Here is a 17,738-nt window from a genome sequence, read left to right as displayed (position 1 = left end):
GGTTGCGRTGGATATAGCGCGCTTTCGCGGGAAATGAAGACCGTCCGATCGGCCCTCAAATCTTCATCAGCGCCGTGACGTGCAGCCGGCGACGGATCTTCATGCCCTGCCGTTCGTACAGCGCAATCGCCGACGCGTTATGAGAAAACACGTGCAGGAACGGAATTTCGCCGCGCGCCTCGATCCGGCGCGCGACCGCCGCCAGCAGCGCCTGCGCATAGCCGCGTCCACGATAGTCAGGATGCACGCACACGGCGGTCATCTCGACGAACGTTCCCGGCTTCATCCGCTCGCCCGTCATCGCAACCAATTCTCCACCAACGCGGATGCCGAGGAAGGTGCCGAGCTCATGGGTGCGCAACGCGAACGGACCAGGCTTGGTCAGCTCCGTCAGCGCCATCATGGCGGCGACGTCTGCCGCGCCCAATTTGACGATCTCGGCATCGCGAAGCGGACTGTCGGCCGGCGAGCCGATCATCTGCTCGCCGGTCTCGGCCAGAACGACCTTGAAATTGGCGGGAACGTCGACCGGCTCCGGCGTGAACAGCGCGGCAACCTGCGAGCCCGCCAGGAGATCACCGAGCGCGGCGAAGCTTGCCTCGGACATGTCGACCATGTCGGCAAACGGTGTCATGTCCACGGGATAGCGCCGCGCGCGCGGGCCGCCCTCCGCCAGATGCTTCTGGCTCGTCGTCAGCGCACTCCAGATCGGACGATCCAGTAGCCGCTCATCGCTGTCGGACACCGGCCTAGTCCTTGTCGAAGCTGACGATCACCGCCGCATTGGCGATCAGGATGGGATCGTTGGCCACTTCCGTGGCCGAGGGAATCTCCAGCCCGCCCTTGACCGCAGTCACGGTCACCGTGCCGTAAGGCAGCTCCTTGGCAACGGCGTCCTTGTCCACCGCCTCAGGGTTGGGCACCGCAATCGTGACATCGACGAACATATCGTTCGCGGTCTTCCCGATCATCCGGAAGAAACCAAGGCTCGAATGCCGGATGGCATCCGACACCGCGCGCTTCGCCGCCTTCGTGGCGTCCCTGCCGTGTACGTCGACGCCCATGCCCATCTCGGTGATACAGCGAACGCGAGTCATGTCTTATTCCTGTGGTTGGTTGGGTGATTGTGAGTGTCGGGGATCGGGGTGCGCTACACAAGTGCGGTTGCATCTCTCGTGTCCCGGACGCGCTGCAACGCTCTTGGCGTTGCTGCGCAGAGCCGAAGGGGCGCTGCGCTGCGTCCGGGGCACGAGATCGCAGTTCTCACGCCTTTGACTTCTCATGCGCCCGCAACTCGTCGACCAGCACGCGCACATTCTCCGAATAGTCGATCGGGATCACGACCAGATGCACGCCGCCCTCCTTGAAGGCCGCATCGAGCGTCGGGCCGAAGCTGTCGATGCTCTCGATGCGATGGCCCTTGGCGCCATAGGCCTTCGCATAGACGACAAAATCGGGATTGCCAAATGTCATGCCGTAATCGGCGAAGTGATCGACGGCCTGCTTCCAGCGGATCATGCCGTAGGCGTTGTCCTCGAGCACCAGCACGACCAAATTGAGCTTGAGGCGGACGGCGGTCTCCATCTCCTGGCTGTTCATCATGAAGCCGCCGTCGCCGGCAACCGCGAGCACGCGGCGCTCGGGATAGAGCATCGCAGCCATCATGGCCGACGGCAGACCGGCGCCCATCGTCGCGAGCGCATTGTCGAGCAGCAACGTGTTGGCGACGCGGGTTCGGTAGTTGCGCGCGAACCAGATCTTGTACATGCCGTTGTCGAGCGCGACGATGCCATTCTCCGGGATCACCTGGCGGATGTCGTGCACGATGCGCTGCGGTGTCGGCGGYCAGCGCGCCTCGGTGGCGCGGTCGGCGATGTGCGTGAGGATCCCCTCGCGCAACGGCAACAGCGCCGCCGCCTGCGGCAGCTTGCCTTCGAGCCGGTCGGCGAGCAGCTCCAGGCTCGGGCCGACGTCGCCGACGACCTCGGCATCGGGGAAATAGACCAGCTCGACGCTGGCCGGCGTGTAGCTGACGTGAATGACCTTCGGTCCCGACGGCCCCATGATGAAGGGCGGCTTCTCGATCGGGTCATGGCCGATCGCCACGATCAGATCGGCTGCGTCGATCGCGTCGTGGACATAGTCGCGCTCTGATAGCGCCGCCGTGCCCATGTAGAGATTGGTGCCGCCGGGCACCGTGCCCTTCCCCATCTGTGTCGTGAAAAACGGAATGCCGGTTCGCCGCACGAAGCTGGCGATGCCGTGGGTCGAGCGCGGCCGGCTGGTCGCAGCTCCCATCATCACCAATGGACGCCTTGCGGCGAGGATCATCTCGGCCGCGCGGTCGAGCGCGGCGCGATGGGCGACCGGAATTTCAATCGGATGGACCGGGATCACGGGGACGGCCGGCACTTCGTCGCCCGCGATGTCCTCGGGCAGCTCGAGATGCACCGGCCCCGGCCGTTCCTCCATCGCCACGCGAAAGGCATCGCGCACCACGGTCGGAATGCTGGAGGCGCTGATGATCTGCCGAGAGAGCTTCGTCAGCGGCTTCATGGTCGCAACCACGTCCACGATCTGGAAGCGCGCCTGCCGGCTGCTCATGATCGGTTTCTGGCCGGTGATCAAGATCATCGGCATCGCGCCGAGATGTGCATAGGCGGCGCCCGTGGACAGGTTGAGCGCGCCCGGGCCGAGTGTCGAGAGACACACTCCCGGCTTGCCGGTGAGCCGACCGTGCGTGGCGGCCATGAAGGCCGCGGCCTGCTCGTGACGGGTCAGGACCAGCTCGATCTTGGAGGTGCGCAGTGATTCGACCAGGTCGAGATTTTCCTCTCCGGGGATACCGAAGATGCGATCGACGCCCTCGTTCTCCAGCGCCGCGACAAACAGGTCCGATCCTTTTGCCTTGCGTTCCTGCCCGCTCATGTCGCCTCCGCTCGCTGTGCGTCCCGTGGTCGGGAGCGGTCACATGGTAGCGGCTCGTGGCGCAGGCACAACTCACAAAGAGGCGGGCGATTGTTCCAACATCGTCAATACGATCGCAGCGAAGCAATCCAGAATCTTTCCGCGGATATTTCTGGATTGCTCCGCCGCGCTCGCAACGACGCCGTTTCCGAATTCCGGTAGAGTGGATTGACCGACTGTTCGGGTGTTTTGCCTGTCGGGCTACGAAGCTCTACAATTTCGCCTCAGCAAAGATGCCTGATATCCAGTCGAGGAAGACGCGCAGGCGGAGCGCGAGCTGGCGGTTTTGCGGATAGAGCGCGGAGAGCGGCGTCGGCGACGGTGGATAGCCAGCCAGACACCGCTGGCGAGATCCGCCGCGAAGCGATAGCGGGGCGCCTGCGTCAGGCCGAAGCCGAGCCGCGCGAGATCTGCCATGGTGTCGGAATTGTTGACGCGAACCCGGCTCGGCAACACGACATTGCGCAGCGCGCCGGCGACGGAAAACTCCAGCGGCAAAACATCGCCGGTGCGCGAGGAGATGAACGCGACCATCTGATGGCCGTCGAGCGCATCCGGCGTCGCGGGCATGCCGTGGCTGGCGAGATAGGCCGGGCTCGCCACCGTGATTTCCTCGACGGTGCCGAGGCGCCGCAAAATCATCCCGCTGTCCTCGGGCTCGCCCGACCGGATCGCGCAATCGATGCCCTCGCGCACGAGATCGACCAGCCGGTCGCCCTGCCCGATCTGCAAGTCGAGCTGCGGATGGCGCGCCAGGAATTCCGGCAGGTGCGGCAAGATGAAGGTGCGGGTCAGCAAAGGATGTGCGTCGATGCGCAGCAAGCCACGCGGTCGCGCATCGCGCATCGTGGTTTCGGCTTCCTCGACCTCCGCGAGGATGGCGACGCAGCGGCGGTAATAGTCCTCGCCGTCGAGCGTCGGCGTGACATGCCGTGTCGTCCGTTCGAGCAGGCGCGCGCCCAGCCGCGCCTCGAGCCCGCGCAAAACCTCGCTCGCCGTCGAGCGGGGAATGCCGAGGTCGGCAGCCGCAGCCGTAAAGCTCTGCCGTTCGACGAGGCGGACGAACAGGCGCATGGCGTCAAACCGGTCCATGGCCGATTGTTCACCACAGCCGACAAGTGATGACAAGTTTTTCGCGATTATCCGGTCGCGGCGATCGGGCATTCTCGAACAGGAGCAACCACACCCCATCACACGGAGAGACCCATCATGCCTTTCGCCAATATCAAGATCCCCCAGGCCGCCTTATCGCGGGCGCAGAAGGCGGAGATCGTGCACAACCTCACCGCGCTGTTCGCGCACTATTTCGGCGAAGCGGCGCGGACGCACACCATGGTGCTGATCGAGGAAGTGCCTGATGGCGGTTATGGCCGCGCCGACGAGGTGTTCGTGGTTCCCGACGCCTATCGCGCAAGCGACGCCGCTACCTCACCTTGAGGCTGAGCTCGGTGCCGCCCTTGAGCGGCAGCGTCATCGATACGAAGCCGTTGTCGGGATCGCGGATGAAATCGAGATAGTCGGGCTCGGCATTGTCGTTCATGACGTAGCCGCCGACGCGCAGCTGCGGCGCGACGATCCCGATCACCTCGCGCGCCAGCGAGGGACCGCTCTCACCCGGCCAGCCGTCGATCAGAACGAAGTCGACGGGACCGCCGAGATCGCGCAAGGTTTTTCGCGCATCGCCCTCGCGGATCTCGGCATAGTCGGCAAGGCCGGCCTCGGCGAGATTGCGTTTGGCGGTCTCGACCTTGGCCGGCACGATCTCCGAGCCGATCACGGTGCCGCCGCCATTGTCGCGGATAGCGGCCGCGAAATAGAGCGTGGACATGCCGACCGAGGTGGCGAACTCGGCCACGCGCGTAGCACGCAAGCCACGGCACAGCAGATAGATCAGTTCGCCCTGCTCGGAATGAATCGAAAAGCCCTGCTCGGCATAGGCGTGGGGATCACGGCTGTTGAAGGAGCCGCGCGGCCCGCCGCCGGCCGGCCGCTGCCGCGCGCCTTGGAGGCGCGCGAGGACGGCGTTGACGCGTGGGTCTTGAATCGGGCTGTGGGGCCGATCATTCATGTGTTGCTTCGCCTCTCAGTTATTTGCCGAGGATTTCCGCGGCGGCATGATCCAGGATCGCCGCGATGCGGCGCGCCTCGGCGGGGTCGCTGCCAAGCCTGGAACGCAGCGCGCGCTTGAGGTTGTGGCGGGCACGGTGCAATTCGTCGGAGGCGTCGGCATCGAGATCGCTGACGCCGGCAAAGGCCTCGCGCACCTCGTCCATGCGGCGACCGATCCGCGACAGCGCTTGCAGGATTGCATCCGCAGTGGCGCGGTTCTCGGCGAGATGCGCCTCGCCCTGCGGCGTGATGCTGTAGAGCTTTCGACCGCCATCCTGCTCGACGCTGCTGTGGCCGACCTCTTCCAGATAAGTCAGCGCCGGATAAATTACGCCCGGGCTCGGCGTGTAGAAGCCGTCGGACCGCTCCTCGATAATCTTGATCAGCTCGTATCCATGAGCCGGCTTTTCGGCGAGCAACGCCAGGATCACGAGTTGGAGGTCCTGCGAGGACAGCCGCCTTGCGCCGGGGAAATCGCCCCCCGGGCCGCGCCCGAAGAAGCCATGCCCGCCGCGGCCGAAGCGCCGTCCGCCGCCGTGCCGGCCCATGACGAAATGGGCGAAATGCCCAAAATGGAAGTCTTTGTGGTCTCGTCCGTGGTGCATATCGTACGTCCTTTTGTAAAACATATCTTACGATATAATTTGCGATAGACAGTCCACAACCCACAAATCTGTGATCGGGCGCCTTGGCGCCGGTCCCGGCTCGGGGGACCAGCACCGCCGGGGGCCGATTACTCCGCGGCTTCGCTGTGGGGAACGCCCTGCTCGACCTCGAGCTGAAGGATGTCGTTGAAGCGGTTGAAGGCACCGCAGAGCGCGATGCGCCAGGTCAGCTCGACGATCTGGGCTTCGGAGAAATGCGCGCGCAGGCGGGCGAATATCTCGTCGCGGGTCTTGTTCCAGTTGTTGGTGACGGCGATGGAATATTCGACGACGAGCTTGTCGAGCTCATCGAGCTCGGGATGGTCCTTGTAATCGACGAGGCGCGCGGCGCCGTCCTCCGACACGCCCTGCACCGCCAGCTTTGGTGCGTGGTGCGAGACACAATAGTCGCATTTGTTGAGCAGCGAGACCGTGACCAGCGCGAGCTCCAGATGGCGCTTCGAGACATTGCCTTCTTCAGCAAGATCGGCCAGCAGCGACCACATATGCTTGAAGATCGGCAGGCGGTGGGCCATGACACCGGCCTGGTTCTCGAACGCGCCGTAGGTCGTCATCTTGTCCCACAGCGGCCTCAGCGCCTCCGGCAGATCGTCCCTGGTCTTGATCGAAACGCGCGACATGGCAATTCATCCCTGGTTGGAAGACGCATGTTGCCATAACGGCGGGCCTTTCGTCTCAAGTGCGAGCGCATGACACCCAAGACATTCGAAGCCCGCTGCCTGCGCCTGCCCGCGGCCACCAAGGTGGTGCAGTGGGAAGGCACCTCCGTGTTCAAGGTCGGCGGCAAGATGTTCGCGCTCGGCGGCGGCTTTGCCGCGGGCTCCGGCGGCTACATGTTCAAGGTCTCGGACATGGCCTATGCGATGCTGATCGAGCATGGCGTGGCACGACCGGCGCCCTATCTGGCGCGCGCCAAATGGGTGCAGCTCGCCAGCAACAACGCACTTCCCGATGCGGAACTCACGGCCTATCTGGCGCAGGCCCATGCCCTGATCGTCGCAAAGCTCACGCGCAAATCGCGCAAGGCGCTCGGGCTGGACTGAGTACTCTCCACAACGTGATGCGCTGATCATCATACTCCCATTGGACTTTTGCTGCACCGCACCTAGCTCGAAGCAAAGCCCATTCGAGATGGAGTGCTCCATGAGCAAGCCCAACACCACTGCAGCCAACACTTATCGCTATGAACTCGTGCATGATGATGATGACGCCGACTTCGTCGCTTACCAGCGCCGTCGCGAAGACGGGTTCTGGCAGACTTTTGCGACCTGGATGATTCCGCGCACGGTCTGCAACTAGAGCCGCGCGCTTTTCCTTCGTGCTTGTATCGGAGGCGGACGCCGCCTCCGACTTTCCCAGCGGGACGACGCTGCCCGCTCAGCGTTTCTTCTCTCCGTCCGCCTGGGTCGCGCGCAGCAGATTGTCGCGCAGCCGGCTCACCGTCTTCTGCACCACCGGGAATTCGTCGCCGAGGCCAGTTGCCTCGATCACGGAGTTGCCGAGATCCTGTTCGATCAGTTTTCGGCCGCCCGGCGTCAGGCTCACCCGCACCTGCCGCTCGTCGGCGGGATCGCGGTGGCGCTTGATGTAACCGATCTGCTCCAGCTTCTTCAGGATCGGCGTCAGCGTGTTGGATTCCAGGAACAGCTTTTCGCCGAGCGCGCTGACGGTCTGCTCATCCTCGTCCAACAGCGCCACCATGGCGATGTACTGGGTGTAGGTCAGCCCGACCTTGTCCAGCAGGGGCTTGTAGGCGCGGCCGAAGGCCAGATTGGCCGAATAGACGGCAAAGCACAGGAAATTCGACAGTTTTCGGCCTTTGCCGGCGGCTTTGGCGGGACGGGACACGTGAACCTCCGCAATTCGTGATCTCCGCGTCAATATAAATCGCATCCGATTAAATCGGAAGAGCTTGACCGGACAGAGCGACGGGTTTATTTAAGAACGCATCCGATTAGATCGGATACGATTTAAGCCGAGCCCGAAAGGATCCGCCATGACCACCGCTGCAAAGCTTCTCTTCACCGGCACGACCCACGTCACCTCCGGCCCCGACGGCGCCGCGCACGCGAAGGACGGCTCTCTCGATATCAAGCTGGCCCAGCCGCACCCGGCCGCCGAGAACCTGTTCGCTGCCGCCTGGTCGGCCTGCTACCTCGGCGCGCTCGGCCTCGCCGCCGCCCAGCGCAAGGTCAACCTGCCGAGCGAGCCGTTGGTCGACACCACGATCGACCTGAGCAACGCCAATGGCGCCTTCTTCCTGCGGGCCCGTCTCGACGTCAGCGTTCCCGGCGTCGATCGCACGATCGCCCAGGAGTTGATCGAGGCGGCGCACGGCATCTGCCCCTACTCCAAGGCCGTCCACGGCAACATCGAGGTGACCACCACCCTCGTCTGACCCGCCATCAAGCGAACATCAGGAGCCGACCATGAGCCCCTACCCATTACGAACCCTGCGCCTGCTTGCGAGCGCTGCCGTGCTTGCCACCAACCTTCTCACCCTGCCGGCGGCAGCCCAGCCGGCCGGCGTCACGCGCACCGACCTCCAGCGCCATGATCTCAGCGCGCCCGGCCGCGAGGCGATCCAGGTCCGCGTCGACCTCGCGCCCGGAGTTGCGTTCGGCCGGCACACGCATCCAGGCGAGGAGATTATCTATGTGCTGACAGGCGCCATCGAATACGACGTCGAGGGCAAGCCGCCAGTGACGCTGAAGGCAGGCGACGTGCTGTTCATTCCAGCGGGAGCGGTTCATGCGGCGAAGAACGTCGGCCAGGACACCGCGAGCGAACTTGCGACTTATATCGTCGCCAAAAACAAGCCGCTGCTGACGCTGGTGAAGTGAGACCGGCCGTCTCGATTGACCCGCACACAATATCTGACTAAAGTCAGGTATCATGCTCGATTCCGTCTCCCGCGTCCGCCGCTTCAATCGCGCCGTGACCTCCGCCGTCGGCGCGCTCGACACCTCGTTCCTCGGGCGCGGCCGGCCGCTCGGGGCGGCGCGGGTGCTCAATGCGATCGGACATGGGCGCTCGGACGTGGCGGAGATCCGCGATTATCTCGGGCTCGATTCCGGATTGATGAGCCGGCTGCTCCGCAGCCTCGAGGACGAAGGGCTGGTCGAGACCACGACGCATGAGGACGATGCGCGCCGCCGTGTCGCGACGTTGACGCGTGCGGGACGGCGCGAGTTCGCAGCCTACGAGGCGCTGTCCAATACGCAGGCCGAAGGCTTCCTGGCGCAACATTCGCAGCGCGAGGCACTGCTGGCGGCGATGGACCTCATCGCCTCCGCATTGACGCGCGAGCGCGTCGCGCTGGAGGAGATGGATCCACGGAGAGAAGAAGCACGCTATTGCCTGCACGAGTACTATTCCGAGCTCGGCCGCCGCTTCAAGCAGGGTTTTGACGTGTCGCTGTCGCGCGATCCTGACGCCAAGGACATGCGCCGGCCGCGCGGCACCTTCATCGTCGCGATGTCCGACACGCTGCCGATCGGCTGCGTCGGATTGAAGGGAACGGATCACGGCTATGCCGAGATCAAGCGCCTCTGGGTCGCCCCCGCAGCGCGCGGATTGCGGCTCGGCCGGCGCCTGATGGACGCGGCCGAGAATGCCGCACGCGACCTCGGCATCGCGCTGCTGCGGCTCGACACCAACAGCGCGCTCGCCGAGGCCGGCCAGCTCTACCGCACCACGGGCTGGCGCGAGATCCCCCGCTTCAACGATGATCCCTACCCGGATCTCTTTTTCGAAAAGCACATCCAGTCATAGACCTCGTCACGCCGCCGCCGCCGCGGCCTCGCCTTGCGGCTTCGCGAATGGCCTGAAATTCATCGCCATCAGGAAAGCGCCGAGGCCCATCGCCCAGGAGGCGATATAGAGCCAGGCGTAGCTGGAGAACGCATCGTAGATCAGGCCGCCGGCGAGCGGGCCGGTCGCCATGCCGAGGCTGCCGGCCATCGCCGTGCCGCCGATCACCGTGCCCATCATGCGCAGCGGAAAGTTCTCGCGCACCAGCACGGCATAGAGCGGCATGGTGCCGGCATAGATGAAGCCGAAGACGGCGCCGACCGCGTAGAACGTCGCGAGCTGCTGCGCGAAGACATAGGCGAGCGCGCCGAACGCCTGCAACAGCAGCCCCGTCACCAGCACGCGCTTGGCGCCGAAACGATCGCCGAGCAGCCCGAAGGCGATACGGCCGCCCATGCCGGCAAAGCCCTCGATGCTGTAGATCGTCACCGCTGCGATCAGCGGGATGCCGCAGCTCACGGCATAGCTGACGGTGTGGATGATCGGGCCGGAATGGGTGGCGCAGCAGAAGAAGTTGGTGGCGAGCAGGATCAAGAATTGCGGCGAGCGCAGCGCCTCGCCCAGCGACATCTCCCCTTGCGGCGCGCTCTCGCCGGCAGGCGCGGCCACGGCATGCGCGAGCGCGRGCGGGCGTCGTACCAGGAACGAGACCGGGATCATGATGGCGCCGACCACCAGCGCCACGATCTGCATCGAGGTGCGCCAGTCGTGGCCGGAGACGAGCCAGGCCGCGAGCGGCGCCATCGTCATCGGCGCCATGCCCATGCCGGCCGACACCAGCGACACAGCCAGGCTGCGATGGGTGTCGAACCAGCCGGTGACGGTCGCCATCATCGGCGCGAAGATCGCCGCGCAGGAGGCACCGACCAGAAGGCCGAACATGAACTGGAACGCCAGCAGCGAGGTCGCATGGCTTGCCGCGAACAGGCTGAGCGACAGCACGATCGATCCCGTCAGTACCACCGGCAGCGGCCCATATCTGTCGGTCGCCGTGCCCCAGGCCATGCTGGTGAAGGCCATCGCCAGGAAGCCGATCGTCATCGCGCTGGAAATGCCGGTCACCGACCAGCCGGTGTCCTTGGCGATCGGCTGGAGGAACACCGGCAGCGAAAACATGCCGCCGATCGCGACGCAGCCGAGCAAGCCGCCGGCGGCGACGATCACCCAGCGATAGGAGGAAGCGTTCATTTGGGTCTCCCGTCAGGACTGTCTGGGTGGAAGACGAATGGGAACTGCGCCTGCCGACAACGGCATCGAGGACACCAGATTTTTTTGGCGCCGCCAAACAAAAATCCCGAAAACAACCCCATGCACAGTAGCCGGCCGCTGCCGGATCAAAGACTTACCAACGACCCGCAACGCGAGGGGCGCGTTTGACACGTCGGGCAAAACACCGGCACAATGTCATCATCCCGCCAACGCGATCAGATCACGCTCCGGACGTCGCCGATCCGGCGCACGCCACCGATCCGGTGCGCTGTCAACGTTCCGATTTCGGAGGGAATGGCTGCATGCCAAAGATTGATCTCGCCGCCGTGCCAGGCCGGAAAGGCTCCGGTTATCCCGCGCCCTTCGCCGGCCCTTGCGCCGATCGCATCCGCAAACGGCTCGGCAATGCCGGTGGCCTCTCCGATTTCGGCGTCAACCTGATGCGTCTGCCGCCGGGCAGCTGGTCGAGCCAGCGGCACTGGCATTCGCATGAGGACGAGTTCGTCTATGTGCTCGAAGGTGAGCTGACGCTTGTCGAGGACGAGGGCGAAACCGTGCTGAGCGCCGGCGACTGCGCCGCCTTCCCGAAGGGAAGCGGCAACGGCCATCACATGATCAACCGGTCTGATGCGACGGCCGTCTACCTCGAAGTCGGCTCGCGCTCGCCCGATGACCTCATCACCTGCTCCGACGTTGACATGATGAGCCCGGCTTCCAGCGGCCGGTTCCTGCACAAGGACGGCACGCCTTATCCGCACGAATGAACGGCACGGCGACGCCTTACATGGCTGCGCCACGCCGCCACTCGGTCACGCTCAGCCATACCGCCGAGACCAGGAAGTAGATCGCGCCGACTGCAGCGTAGCCCGCGACATTCGCGATCGTTGGAGACATCGGCGTCGTGGCCTGAAAGATGAAGAAGCCGCCGGCCAGGGCTGACTGGCCACCGCTGAGCACCATCGCCCACTGCGCGCCAAAACTTCTCCAGCGGCGGATCGCGGTTCCCAGCTGGAGCAATCCGGACAGGATCGCCCAGGCCCCGAAAACGCCGAGCACCCCGTTCATGCTCATCTGCAAGGCGACGAGGACCGCGACAGTGGTCACCAGGCTGACCAGAACGTTCAGCGCCTGCGTGCGATTTTGAGCGAGCCCGCCACTGCGCAACGCGTCGACGAAGTTCGCTGCGGCGTCCCATGCCGGGTAGAGCACGAGCAAGGCTCCGGCGATCGCCGCAGATGACGGCCCGACGGCAAACGCAGCAACGACCCAGGCGACGGAGAACACCGCCCGGATGAAGTAGTAGAATTTCAGCCATTGCTCGCGGTCGGCCCGAACGAGATCCAATTGATGATGCGCCACTGCACTCTCTCCTTTACCTACTAGTTGGTAGTTTTCGCACAACAAGTCACCCTCGCCCGCAAGCTCACCTGCGGGCGTGTCGTTGTCGTCTCGTCGATATGTTTCAGTGCCTGGCGGACAACCGATCCAGCAGCGGCCCGGTGATCACACCGAACATCTTTGGATCGCCATAGGCACGCGCCGACAGCATCGCGCCGTGAACGGTCGCCATGAAGCCTTCAGCCTCGATCTTCGCTGCGCTGGAGAGATGCAGCTGCCCCTTCCGATTACCGCGCTCCATCACCGAGGTCAGCCACGACGCCAGCGAACGGAAATGCGCGCGGACTTCAAGCGCCACCTCCTCCGGCAGGATCGGAAGCTCGCAGGCAAGCAGCGCACACACACAGAAGGGCGCCGTCGCATCATTGATGCACGCCTCCCAATACCCGACATAGCTTTTGAGCTGGTCGCGGGGGTCCGCGACATTGCGTTCGAGCGCGGACAGTCCCGCCTCGGCTTCCGCGCGATAGCGCGACACGAGGGTTCGGACCAGATCGACCTTGCTGGCGAAATGGTGGTGGATGCTCGGCTTGCGGATACCGACGATTTCGGCCACGTCGGCATAGCTGAAGCCGTTATAGCCGCCCGCGATGATCAGGGTACGCGCGCAGGCCAGGATGTCGTCGGCCGTCGAGGAAACGTTGGTCATGGCGGATTAACTACCTTCCAGTTGGTAGGCAGTCAAGAACGGGATGCTTCAACCATCCGTGAGTGGTAGGAGCCTGCATGACCATTCGTCCCCTCCTCCGCTATCCCGATCGCCGGCTCGCGACGCCGGCCCATCCCGTCACCGCATTCGACGGCGCGTTGCGCGAGCTTGCAGCCGACCTGCTCGACACCATGCGCGCCGCGCCCGGCATCGGCATCACGGCGCCGCATATCGGCGTGCCCTTGCGCGTCGTCGTGCTCGAGCTCGACGCCAAGGCGGGCCCGCAAACCTACGTCAATCCGGAGATCGCGTGGGCTTCGCCCGAGATGATCCTGCACAAGGAAGGCAGCGTCTCGATGCCCGGCGTCAACGACGAGGTCCAGCGCCACGCACGGGTGCGGATCAGCTATCAGGATGTTGACGGCAACACGCACAGCGAGGAGTCGGACGACTTGCGCGCCGTCTGTCACCAGCACGAGATCGACCAGCTCGACGGCATGTTCTGGATTCAGCGGCTGTCGCGGCTGAAGCGGGAACGGCTGGTGAAGAAGTATGAGAAGATGTCGCGGGATTGAGCGCATCGCCAGTGCAGGCTCCCCGACAGCCGGGGTTGTGGCCGCGTGTCGCAATTCGGCGATGCTCATGGATTTCGATAGAGGTCGGCACTGGGTCTCGGCATACAGAGCGAGATTTCAGAGAGAACTCCCGCCACTGCAGCTCCAGGTTTGCACGAAATTCAAGCCGATTGGCGTTGTGCTTCCAGAGGGCGTGTACTCATTGAGGCGAGATGTCCGCTTTCGGATGCGAAGCAGAACTCACGTGCTCGATCCAAGCCTTACCGGTCGTGACCCAACTCGGACCATCCGAGTTGCCGCACGCTTACTGCCACCGTGCAACAGCAAATGCCGCCTCGGGGCAACAGGGCCCTCCCGCGATTACCGCTCACAGGTCCGCAACAAAGTGCTAGGCTCCTCCTGGCCCCAGCGACGAATTTTTGGCTGGCCGTTCGGAGAGCGCTGTGACGGAGCAGCGGGTTCAAAGGCGATTAGCGGCGATTTTGGCTGCCGACGTGGTCGGTTACTCTGCGTTGATGCAACGCGCTGAGGAAGCTACCTATGCCGAGTTCGAGCGGCTCAAGCGAGAACTGATCGAGCCGAGCCTCTCCCGCCACGAAGGCCGTCTAATCAAGACAACGGGTGATGGCGCACTCGCCGAGTTCGCCAGTCCCCTCGCCGCCATGAGATGCGCGGTTGAGATACAGGATCATCTCGCCGAGGGTAGCGGTCCATTCAAGCTACGCATCGGGCTCAACCTTGGTGACGTGATCGTTGGACAGGACGACGACCTTTACGGCGACGGGATCAACATTGCTGTTCGGCTGGAGGGGATCGCCGATCCGGGCGGTATCCTGATTTCCGACAAGGTCTACAACGAAGTCGAGGGCAAGCTAGACGCTGGCTTCGAGGATCGTGGCGAGCAGCAGCTCAAGAACATCTCCAAGCCGGTCCGCGCCTACGCTGTCCGCGCCGGAGCGCCAGGGGCGCTGACAGAGGGGCTGAGTGCGGCCCCGCCACACCCGGACAAGCCTTCCATCGCCGTACTGCCGTTCGAGAACATGAGCGGCGATCCCGAACAGGAATACTTTGCGGACGGAATGGTCGAGGAGATCATCACCGCGCTGTCGCGCTTCAAGTCGCTGTTCGTGATCGCGCGCAATTCGAGCTTCACCTTCAAGGGGCGAGCGGTCGATATCAAGGAAGTCGGGCGAAGGCTCGGCGTGCGCTATGTCCTCGAGGGGTCTGTGCGGAAGGCGTCGGGGAAAGTTCGCATCACAGGGCAGTTGATCGATGCGGTTACAGGCGCACACATCTGGGTGGACAGGTTTGAGCGTGACCTGACCGACGTTTTTGCTCTTCAGGACGAAGTAACGCTCGCCGTTGTGTCGGCCATTGAGCCAAAGATGCTTCAAACAGAAATTGAATTGGCGACGCGGCGGCGGCCAGAGAACCTCACCGCGTATGATTTTTATCTCCGTGCCATGCCGCAGTTCTACCTAAGGACCCGCGAAGGGTTGGCCGAGGCAATCCGACTGTTCCACCGCGCCTTGGAGCTCGACCCTCGGTTCGGCGCTGTCGCGGCTCTGGCAGGTGTCTGCCACATGCTCAACGTCCTTTTGGGCTATGCCAACGATCCTCAGTTCGACCGCAAGGAAGCGGTTCGGCTTGCTCGTTTGGCATTGAGCATCGACGATGGCGATCCGGACACGTTAGCAAKGGCTGCCGTAATCTCGGCGTTCATGGTCGGCGATCGTGAAGCCGAGATCGAAATGGCTGACCGGGCGGTCGGGCTCAACCCAAATTCATGGCTCACATGGAGCTGCAGAGGCCATGTCTATAGAATTGCGGGGCTGCCGGAGGAAGCGATCTGGAGCTTTGAACGTGCCGTTCGCATGAGCCCAGTAGACCCGCTACTATACATGACGCTTACTGGCATTGGGCAGGCCCTTATCGAGCTTCGCCGCTTTGACGAAGCCATCGTCGTATTGAAGAAAGCCCTTCGTCAGAACCTTTATTTGGCAACTTACCAATGGCTCGCGTCCGCCTTCGCCCATCTCGGACGTGACGCTGAGGCGCACGACGCGGCGGCGCGTGTGCTTGAGATCGATCCCGCCTTTACAATATCGGCGCTTATCGCCCGGGCCGGACTATCAAACGCAAAGCTGTTTATTGAGGGTCTTCGGAAAGCGGGGTTGCCCGATTAGCTCTCCATCCCATGAGGCGATTGAATAGCGGCACTCTGCTGCGACGCATGAGTCCGGTTATGGCCCATCGCTTCAGTTTGCGACATGTCCGGAGCGGGGAGTAGACCGGAAGTCGTCGAGCTACGGGCCAAGCGACGCGATTGACCCAACTGAGACATTGGCGCACTAGTTTACTGTTGCGCAAGAATGCGGCAGGCGCTGTGGTGAGCTGCAACGCTCCGGCCCGAGCGGAGACAACGGTCACGGCAGACCTGAGCTTGGCTAGACCGGCTCCGCTGAGACCGACGCTAGCGGCCATAAAGCGGATCGCGATTGTCCATTCCCAGCGAACCGTCCTCGGGTCTTGCGACGTCGCGGCCTCGAGATGCTTGGGAGCGGCGTGCGCGCGGGCGCCGGTCTCGATGCGCTAACGCACGAAGATGCCTTGTTTAGCGATGGTTGCGCGATATGGCGCCCGTCCTGTTCCTCGGCGGGAGGCGCATCACGACCGCAACTTTCAATTTAGGCAATCTTGGCGACGCGGCCGAGACTGGCCGCACCTGCGCCACAGGTGCGCCCCATTGTCATCCCCTCACCTCCTTAATCTGCGTGCCAAGTCGGGGACGTGAATGGGGGGGACCGCGGCCGCGCGGCTGGCGACATTGAAGATTTGGCAAACAAGCTGTATTGCCGGCGCGCTGACAGCGACTTCGCTTGTCGCGATTGGTCAGATCGCGGTACCGCGCCCAAGCATCGCAACGCCGAATGCAAGAGTGGCTGATGCATTCAGCGGCATCCCGCTGAATGTGACGACGGTTCTGACAAATGCTGGCGCCGCGTTTCCGGCCCCGGCCATCGAGACGAAATTCGATACAGGATTATCGGCTAATGCGATCGTTGCGGCGGGATTCGGCGCCGCGGCGCCGGACTCGGTGCCGCCGTCCGATGTAACCACTTCGCAAGAGCCAATGTTGCAGGTCGCCAGCCTTGAGGCAGCGTCGCCCGAGAACTCGGCAACGCTACAGCAGGACCGTCCGCCCGTTGCTTCGCCCAATCCGGGCGAAGGCAAACCGTCGTATCTCAAATACTACGTCTACTCGGAAATTCCGCCGCCGGAAAAGCCCGCAAAGATCGCCTTGTCGGCGTTGAGCGACGTTCCGCTCGGAACGCCCGTCCAGGAGATCGAACGTGCAGCCGAAGCGTTCGGTGTCGATGTCAACTTCATGAAGGCGGTCGCCAAAATCGAATCCGATTTCAATCCCAGGCAACGCACCGGCTCCTATGTCGGCCTGTTCCAGCTGAGCAAGTATGAGTTCAGCAAATACGGATCGGGCGACATCCTCAATCCTCGCGACAACGCTGTAGGTGCCGCCTACAAGTTTCTCAGCGAGGCTGCGCTATTCGAAATATTGACGCAGAAAAAGCCGACCCTTTCCGACCTCTACCTGATCCACCAGCAGGGCTGGGAAGGAGCCGCCCAACACATCAGCCGTCCGCAGCGGATTGCCTGGAAGTCTATGTGCGCAACCCGGGAGGGCTCGGCAAAGGGCGAGCGATGGTGCAAGCGCGCTATCTGGGGCAATACGCTGCCTGCGGTCAAACGCGAATGGAAGTCGGTCGATGATCTCACCTCGGGTGCGTTCGTGGCGATGTGGCGGGACCGCGTCGACACGCTCTATGCCCGCTATCCTGTGCTAACGGCGGCGGCCGAACGCTCGAGATAGAACAGCTTGCGACTGCGCACACGCACACCTCTGGGTCGACATTCGTTTCGTCGAGAAGCTGTGTCGGCAATCTAGTTTCCGGCGCCAGGTAAGTTTGCGTTCCGCTCAGAGACTGGGTGGTTGTTCGGCTCCCGCGGCCGGATTGACCCAATACCTCGACCAGTGCCGCTCCGCGGCCCGGACTCCTAGATTATTCACAGGCAATCACGTCGGCTGATAACCCATCAGCGAAGTGACGACACTCCTCGTTGAGGTCCGCTTAGTGGGGTGAAGCGGACTGGATTTGCTCACTCTGAGTTCTTCGCATTTTGACCCAATGTATGGTCCGGCCGTGCGTAGCAAGAGGTTCGTCGATCAGGTGGTGAGTGGTCTTGCATCAATGTATCCGGCCTTTGATTGGAGCATTTGCTCCGGGCCATCATGGATATCAGCGCGCGTGCGTTCTCATTAGCGGACAGGCCTCG

20 protein-coding genes and 1 pseudogene are annotated in these 17,738 nt (G+C 63.4%); 10 read left to right on the top strand and 11 right to left on the bottom strand.

From position 1 onward, the window contains the following. Window positions 1-55 precede the first annotated feature (55 nt). The 4 genes and pseudogenes from AB4Z51_RS03735 to AB4Z51_RS03720 form a co-directional block, all read right to left on the bottom strand. Window positions 56-745, bottom strand: coding sequence for a GNAT family N-acetyltransferase (locus tag AB4Z51_RS03735; protein ID WP_441268215.1), 690 nt, complete (start codon window positions 743-745; stop codon window positions 56-58). 4 nt (window positions 746-749) lie between these two features. Further along, on the bottom strand, window positions 750-1,097 hold the full coding sequence (locus tag AB4Z51_RS03730; protein WP_063983745.1) for a Lin0512 family protein: 348 nt from the start codon (window positions 1,095-1,097) through the stop codon (window positions 750-752). Between the two features lie 166 nt (window positions 1,098-1,263). Continuing rightward, on the bottom strand, window positions 1,264-2,928 hold the full coding sequence (locus tag AB4Z51_RS03725; RefSeq protein ID WP_441497061.1) for an acetolactate synthase large subunit: 1,665 nt from the start codon (window positions 2,926-2,928) through the stop codon (window positions 1,264-1,266). A gap of 250 nt (window positions 2,929-3,178) precedes the next feature. Next, window positions 3,179-4,059: pseudogene (locus tag AB4Z51_RS03720) on the bottom strand (LysR family transcriptional regulator). A 117-nt stretch (window positions 4,060-4,176) separates the two neighbouring features. Here AB4Z51_RS03720 and AB4Z51_RS03715 point away from each other — a divergent pair. After that, the gene (locus tag AB4Z51_RS03715; protein WP_014495867.1) at window positions 4,177-4,404 is read left to right on the top strand and encodes a tautomerase family protein; all 228 of its coding nucleotides are present in this window, start codon (window positions 4,177-4,179) and stop codon (window positions 4,402-4,404) included. On the opposite strand, the gene AB4Z51_RS03710 is transcribed toward AB4Z51_RS03715, so the two are convergent. The 3 genes from AB4Z51_RS03710 to AB4Z51_RS03700 form a co-directional block, all read right to left on the bottom strand. Then, window positions 4,391-5,035: an O-methyltransferase gene (locus AB4Z51_RS03710; RefSeq protein ID WP_354179888.1), complete on the bottom strand. Its 645-nt coding sequence runs from the start codon at window positions 5,033-5,035 to the stop codon at window positions 4,391-4,393. The genes AB4Z51_RS03715 and AB4Z51_RS03710 overlap by 14 nt on opposite strands. A gap of 19 nt (window positions 5,036-5,054) precedes the next feature. Further along, entirely contained in the window at window positions 5,055-5,681 is a 627-nt protein-coding gene (locus AB4Z51_RS03705) for a PadR family transcriptional regulator (protein WP_071914765.1), read from the bottom strand. A 128-nt stretch (window positions 5,682-5,809) separates the two neighbouring features. After that, the gene (locus tag AB4Z51_RS03700) at window positions 5,810-6,361 is read right to left on the bottom strand and encodes a carboxymuconolactone decarboxylase family protein (RefSeq protein WP_441268218.1); all 552 of its coding nucleotides are present in this window, start codon (window positions 6,359-6,361) and stop codon (window positions 5,810-5,812) included. Window positions 6,362-6,430: 69 nt separating this feature from the next. Here AB4Z51_RS03700 and AB4Z51_RS03695 point away from each other — a divergent pair, with 69 nt between their 5' ends. Next, window positions 6,431-6,784 carry an MmcQ/YjbR family DNA-binding protein gene (locus AB4Z51_RS03695; RefSeq protein ID WP_014495871.1) on the top strand — a complete coding sequence of 118 codons (354 nt, stop codon included), beginning with the start codon at window positions 6,431-6,433 and terminating at the stop codon, window positions 6,782-6,784. A 100-nt stretch (window positions 6,785-6,884) separates the two neighbouring features. Then, window positions 6,885-7,040 (top strand): hypothetical protein, encoded by a 156-nt coding sequence (locus AB4Z51_RS03690; RefSeq protein ID WP_094184234.1) that lies wholly within the window; start codon window positions 6,885-6,887, stop codon window positions 7,038-7,040. A gap of 78 nt (window positions 7,041-7,118) precedes the next feature. Here AB4Z51_RS03690 and AB4Z51_RS03685 read toward each other — a convergent pair whose 3' ends face one another. Then, window positions 7,119-7,589 (bottom strand): MarR family winged helix-turn-helix transcriptional regulator, encoded by a 471-nt coding sequence (locus AB4Z51_RS03685; protein WP_441268219.1) that lies wholly within the window; start codon window positions 7,587-7,589, stop codon window positions 7,119-7,121. 148 nt (window positions 7,590-7,737) lie between these two features. Here AB4Z51_RS03685 and AB4Z51_RS03680 point away from each other — a divergent pair, with 148 nt between their 5' ends. The 3 genes from AB4Z51_RS03680 to AB4Z51_RS03670 are packed head-to-tail and all read left to right on the top strand — an operon-like array spanning window position 7,738 to window position 9,515. Then, window positions 7,738-8,139, top strand: coding sequence for an Ohr family peroxiredoxin (locus AB4Z51_RS03680; RefSeq protein ID WP_441268220.1), 402 nt, complete (start codon window positions 7,738-7,740; stop codon window positions 8,137-8,139). Window positions 8,140-8,170: 31 nt separating this feature from the next. Next, complete coding sequence (locus AB4Z51_RS03675; RefSeq protein ID WP_441268221.1) at window positions 8,171-8,584, top strand: cupin domain-containing protein; 414 nt, start codon at window positions 8,171-8,173, stop codon at window positions 8,582-8,584. Between the two features lie 52 nt (window positions 8,585-8,636). After that, window positions 8,637-9,515 (top strand): bifunctional helix-turn-helix transcriptional regulator/GNAT family N-acetyltransferase, encoded by an 879-nt coding sequence (locus AB4Z51_RS03670; RefSeq protein ID WP_441268222.1) that lies wholly within the window; start codon window positions 8,637-8,639, stop codon window positions 9,513-9,515. Window positions 9,516-9,521: 6 nt separating this feature from the next. Here AB4Z51_RS03670 and AB4Z51_RS03665 read toward each other — a convergent pair whose 3' ends face one another. Beyond that, window positions 9,522-10,742, bottom strand: coding sequence for an MFS transporter (locus tag AB4Z51_RS03665; RefSeq protein ID WP_441497060.1), 1,221 nt, complete (start codon window positions 10,740-10,742; stop codon window positions 9,522-9,524). Window positions 10,743-11,065: 323 nt separating this feature from the next. Between AB4Z51_RS03665 and AB4Z51_RS03660 the strand changes: the two genes are divergently transcribed. After that, window positions 11,066-11,527 (top strand): cupin domain-containing protein, encoded by a 462-nt coding sequence (locus AB4Z51_RS03660; RefSeq protein WP_441268224.1) that lies wholly within the window; start codon window positions 11,066-11,068, stop codon window positions 11,525-11,527. Window positions 11,528-11,543: 16 nt separating this feature from the next. On the opposite strand, the gene AB4Z51_RS03655 is transcribed toward AB4Z51_RS03660, so the two are convergent. Together AB4Z51_RS03655 and AB4Z51_RS03650 are read right to left on the bottom strand one after the other, a co-directional pair. Continuing rightward, window positions 11,544-12,122, bottom strand: coding sequence for a DUF308 domain-containing protein (locus AB4Z51_RS03655; protein ID WP_441268839.1), 579 nt, complete (start codon window positions 12,120-12,122; stop codon window positions 11,544-11,546). Between the two features lie 103 nt (window positions 12,123-12,225). Further along, window positions 12,226-12,810: a TetR/AcrR family transcriptional regulator gene (locus AB4Z51_RS03650; protein WP_441268225.1), complete on the bottom strand. Its 585-nt coding sequence runs from the start codon at window positions 12,808-12,810 to the stop codon at window positions 12,226-12,228. Window positions 12,811-12,887: 77 nt separating this feature from the next. On the opposite strand from AB4Z51_RS03650, the gene AB4Z51_RS03645 reads away from it, so the two are divergent. From AB4Z51_RS03645 to AB4Z51_RS03635, 3 genes are all read left to right on the top strand, one after another. Continuing rightward, the gene (locus AB4Z51_RS03645) at window positions 12,888-13,385 is read left to right on the top strand and encodes a peptide deformylase (protein WP_441268226.1); all 498 of its coding nucleotides are present in this window, start codon (window positions 12,888-12,890) and stop codon (window positions 13,383-13,385) included. A 443-nt stretch (window positions 13,386-13,828) separates the two neighbouring features. After that, window positions 13,829-15,571, top strand: a complete 1,743-nt coding sequence (locus AB4Z51_RS03640) for a tetratricopeptide repeat protein (RefSeq protein ID WP_441497059.1) — start codon at window positions 13,829-13,831, stop codon at window positions 15,569-15,571. Window positions 15,572-16,179: 608 nt separating this feature from the next. Further along, window positions 16,180-17,274 (top strand): transglycosylase SLT domain-containing protein, encoded by a 1,095-nt coding sequence (locus tag AB4Z51_RS03635; RefSeq protein WP_439034735.1) that lies wholly within the window; start codon window positions 16,180-16,182, stop codon window positions 17,272-17,274. Window positions 17,275-17,738 lie beyond the last annotated feature (464 nt).

This window comes from Bradyrhizobium sp. 2TAF36 (genome assembly GCF_052114925.1).
Lineage (GTDB): Bacteria > Pseudomonadota > Alphaproteobacteria > Rhizobiales > Xanthobacteraceae > Bradyrhizobium > Bradyrhizobium barranii.
Note: the sequence above shows the minus strand (reverse complement) of the source record. Positions and strands in the feature narration are given on the sequence as shown.

Bases quoted from the DNA above. Each gene is read 5' to 3' on its own strand.
- AB4Z51_RS03710 (WP_354179888.1), bottom strand. From the start codon at position 5,035: ATGAATGATCGGCCCCACAGCCCGATTCAAGACCCACGCGTCAACGCC.
- AB4Z51_RS03700 (WP_441268218.1), bottom strand. From the start codon at position 6,361: ATGTCGCGCGTTTCGATCAAGACCAGGGACGATCTGCCGGAGGCGCTG.
- AB4Z51_RS03705 (WP_071914765.1), bottom strand. From the start codon at position 5,681: ATGCACCACGGACGAGACCACAAAGACTTCCATTTTGGGCATTTCGCC.
- AB4Z51_RS03715 (WP_014495867.1), top strand. From the start codon at position 4,177: ATGCCTTTCGCCAATATCAAGATCCCCCAGGCCGCCTTATCGCGGGCG.
- AB4Z51_RS03690 (WP_094184234.1), top strand. From the start codon at position 6,885: ATGAGCAAGCCCAACACCACTGCAGCCAACACTTATCGCTATGAACTC.
- AB4Z51_RS03660 (WP_441268224.1), top strand. From the start codon at position 11,066: ATGCCAAAGATTGATCTCGCCGCCGTGCCAGGCCGGAAAGGCTCCGGT.
- AB4Z51_RS03670 (WP_441268222.1), top strand. From the start codon at position 8,637: ATGCTCGATTCCGTCTCCCGCGTCCGCCGCTTCAATCGCGCCGTGACC.
- AB4Z51_RS03695 (WP_014495871.1), top strand. From the start codon at position 6,431: ATGACACCCAAGACATTCGAAGCCCGCTGCCTGCGCCTGCCCGCGGCC.
- AB4Z51_RS03675 (WP_441268221.1), top strand. From the start codon at position 8,171: ATGAGCCCCTACCCATTACGAACCCTGCGCCTGCTTGCGAGCGCTGCC.
- AB4Z51_RS03680 (WP_441268220.1), top strand. From the start codon at position 7,738: ATGACCACCGCTGCAAAGCTTCTCTTCACCGGCACGACCCACGTCACC.
- AB4Z51_RS03650 (WP_441268225.1), bottom strand. From the start codon at position 12,810: ATGACCAACGTTTCCTCGACGGCCGACGACATCCTGGCCTGCGCGCGT.
- AB4Z51_RS03645 (WP_441268226.1), top strand. From the start codon at position 12,888: ATGACCATTCGTCCCCTCCTCCGCTATCCCGATCGCCGGCTCGCGACG.
- AB4Z51_RS03635 (WP_439034735.1), top strand. From the start codon at position 16,180: ATGGGGGGGACCGCGGCCGCGCGGCTGGCGACATTGAAGATTTGGCAA.
- AB4Z51_RS03730 (WP_063983745.1), bottom strand. From the start codon at position 1,097: ATGACTCGCGTTCGCTGTATCACCGAGATGGGCATGGGCGTCGACGTA.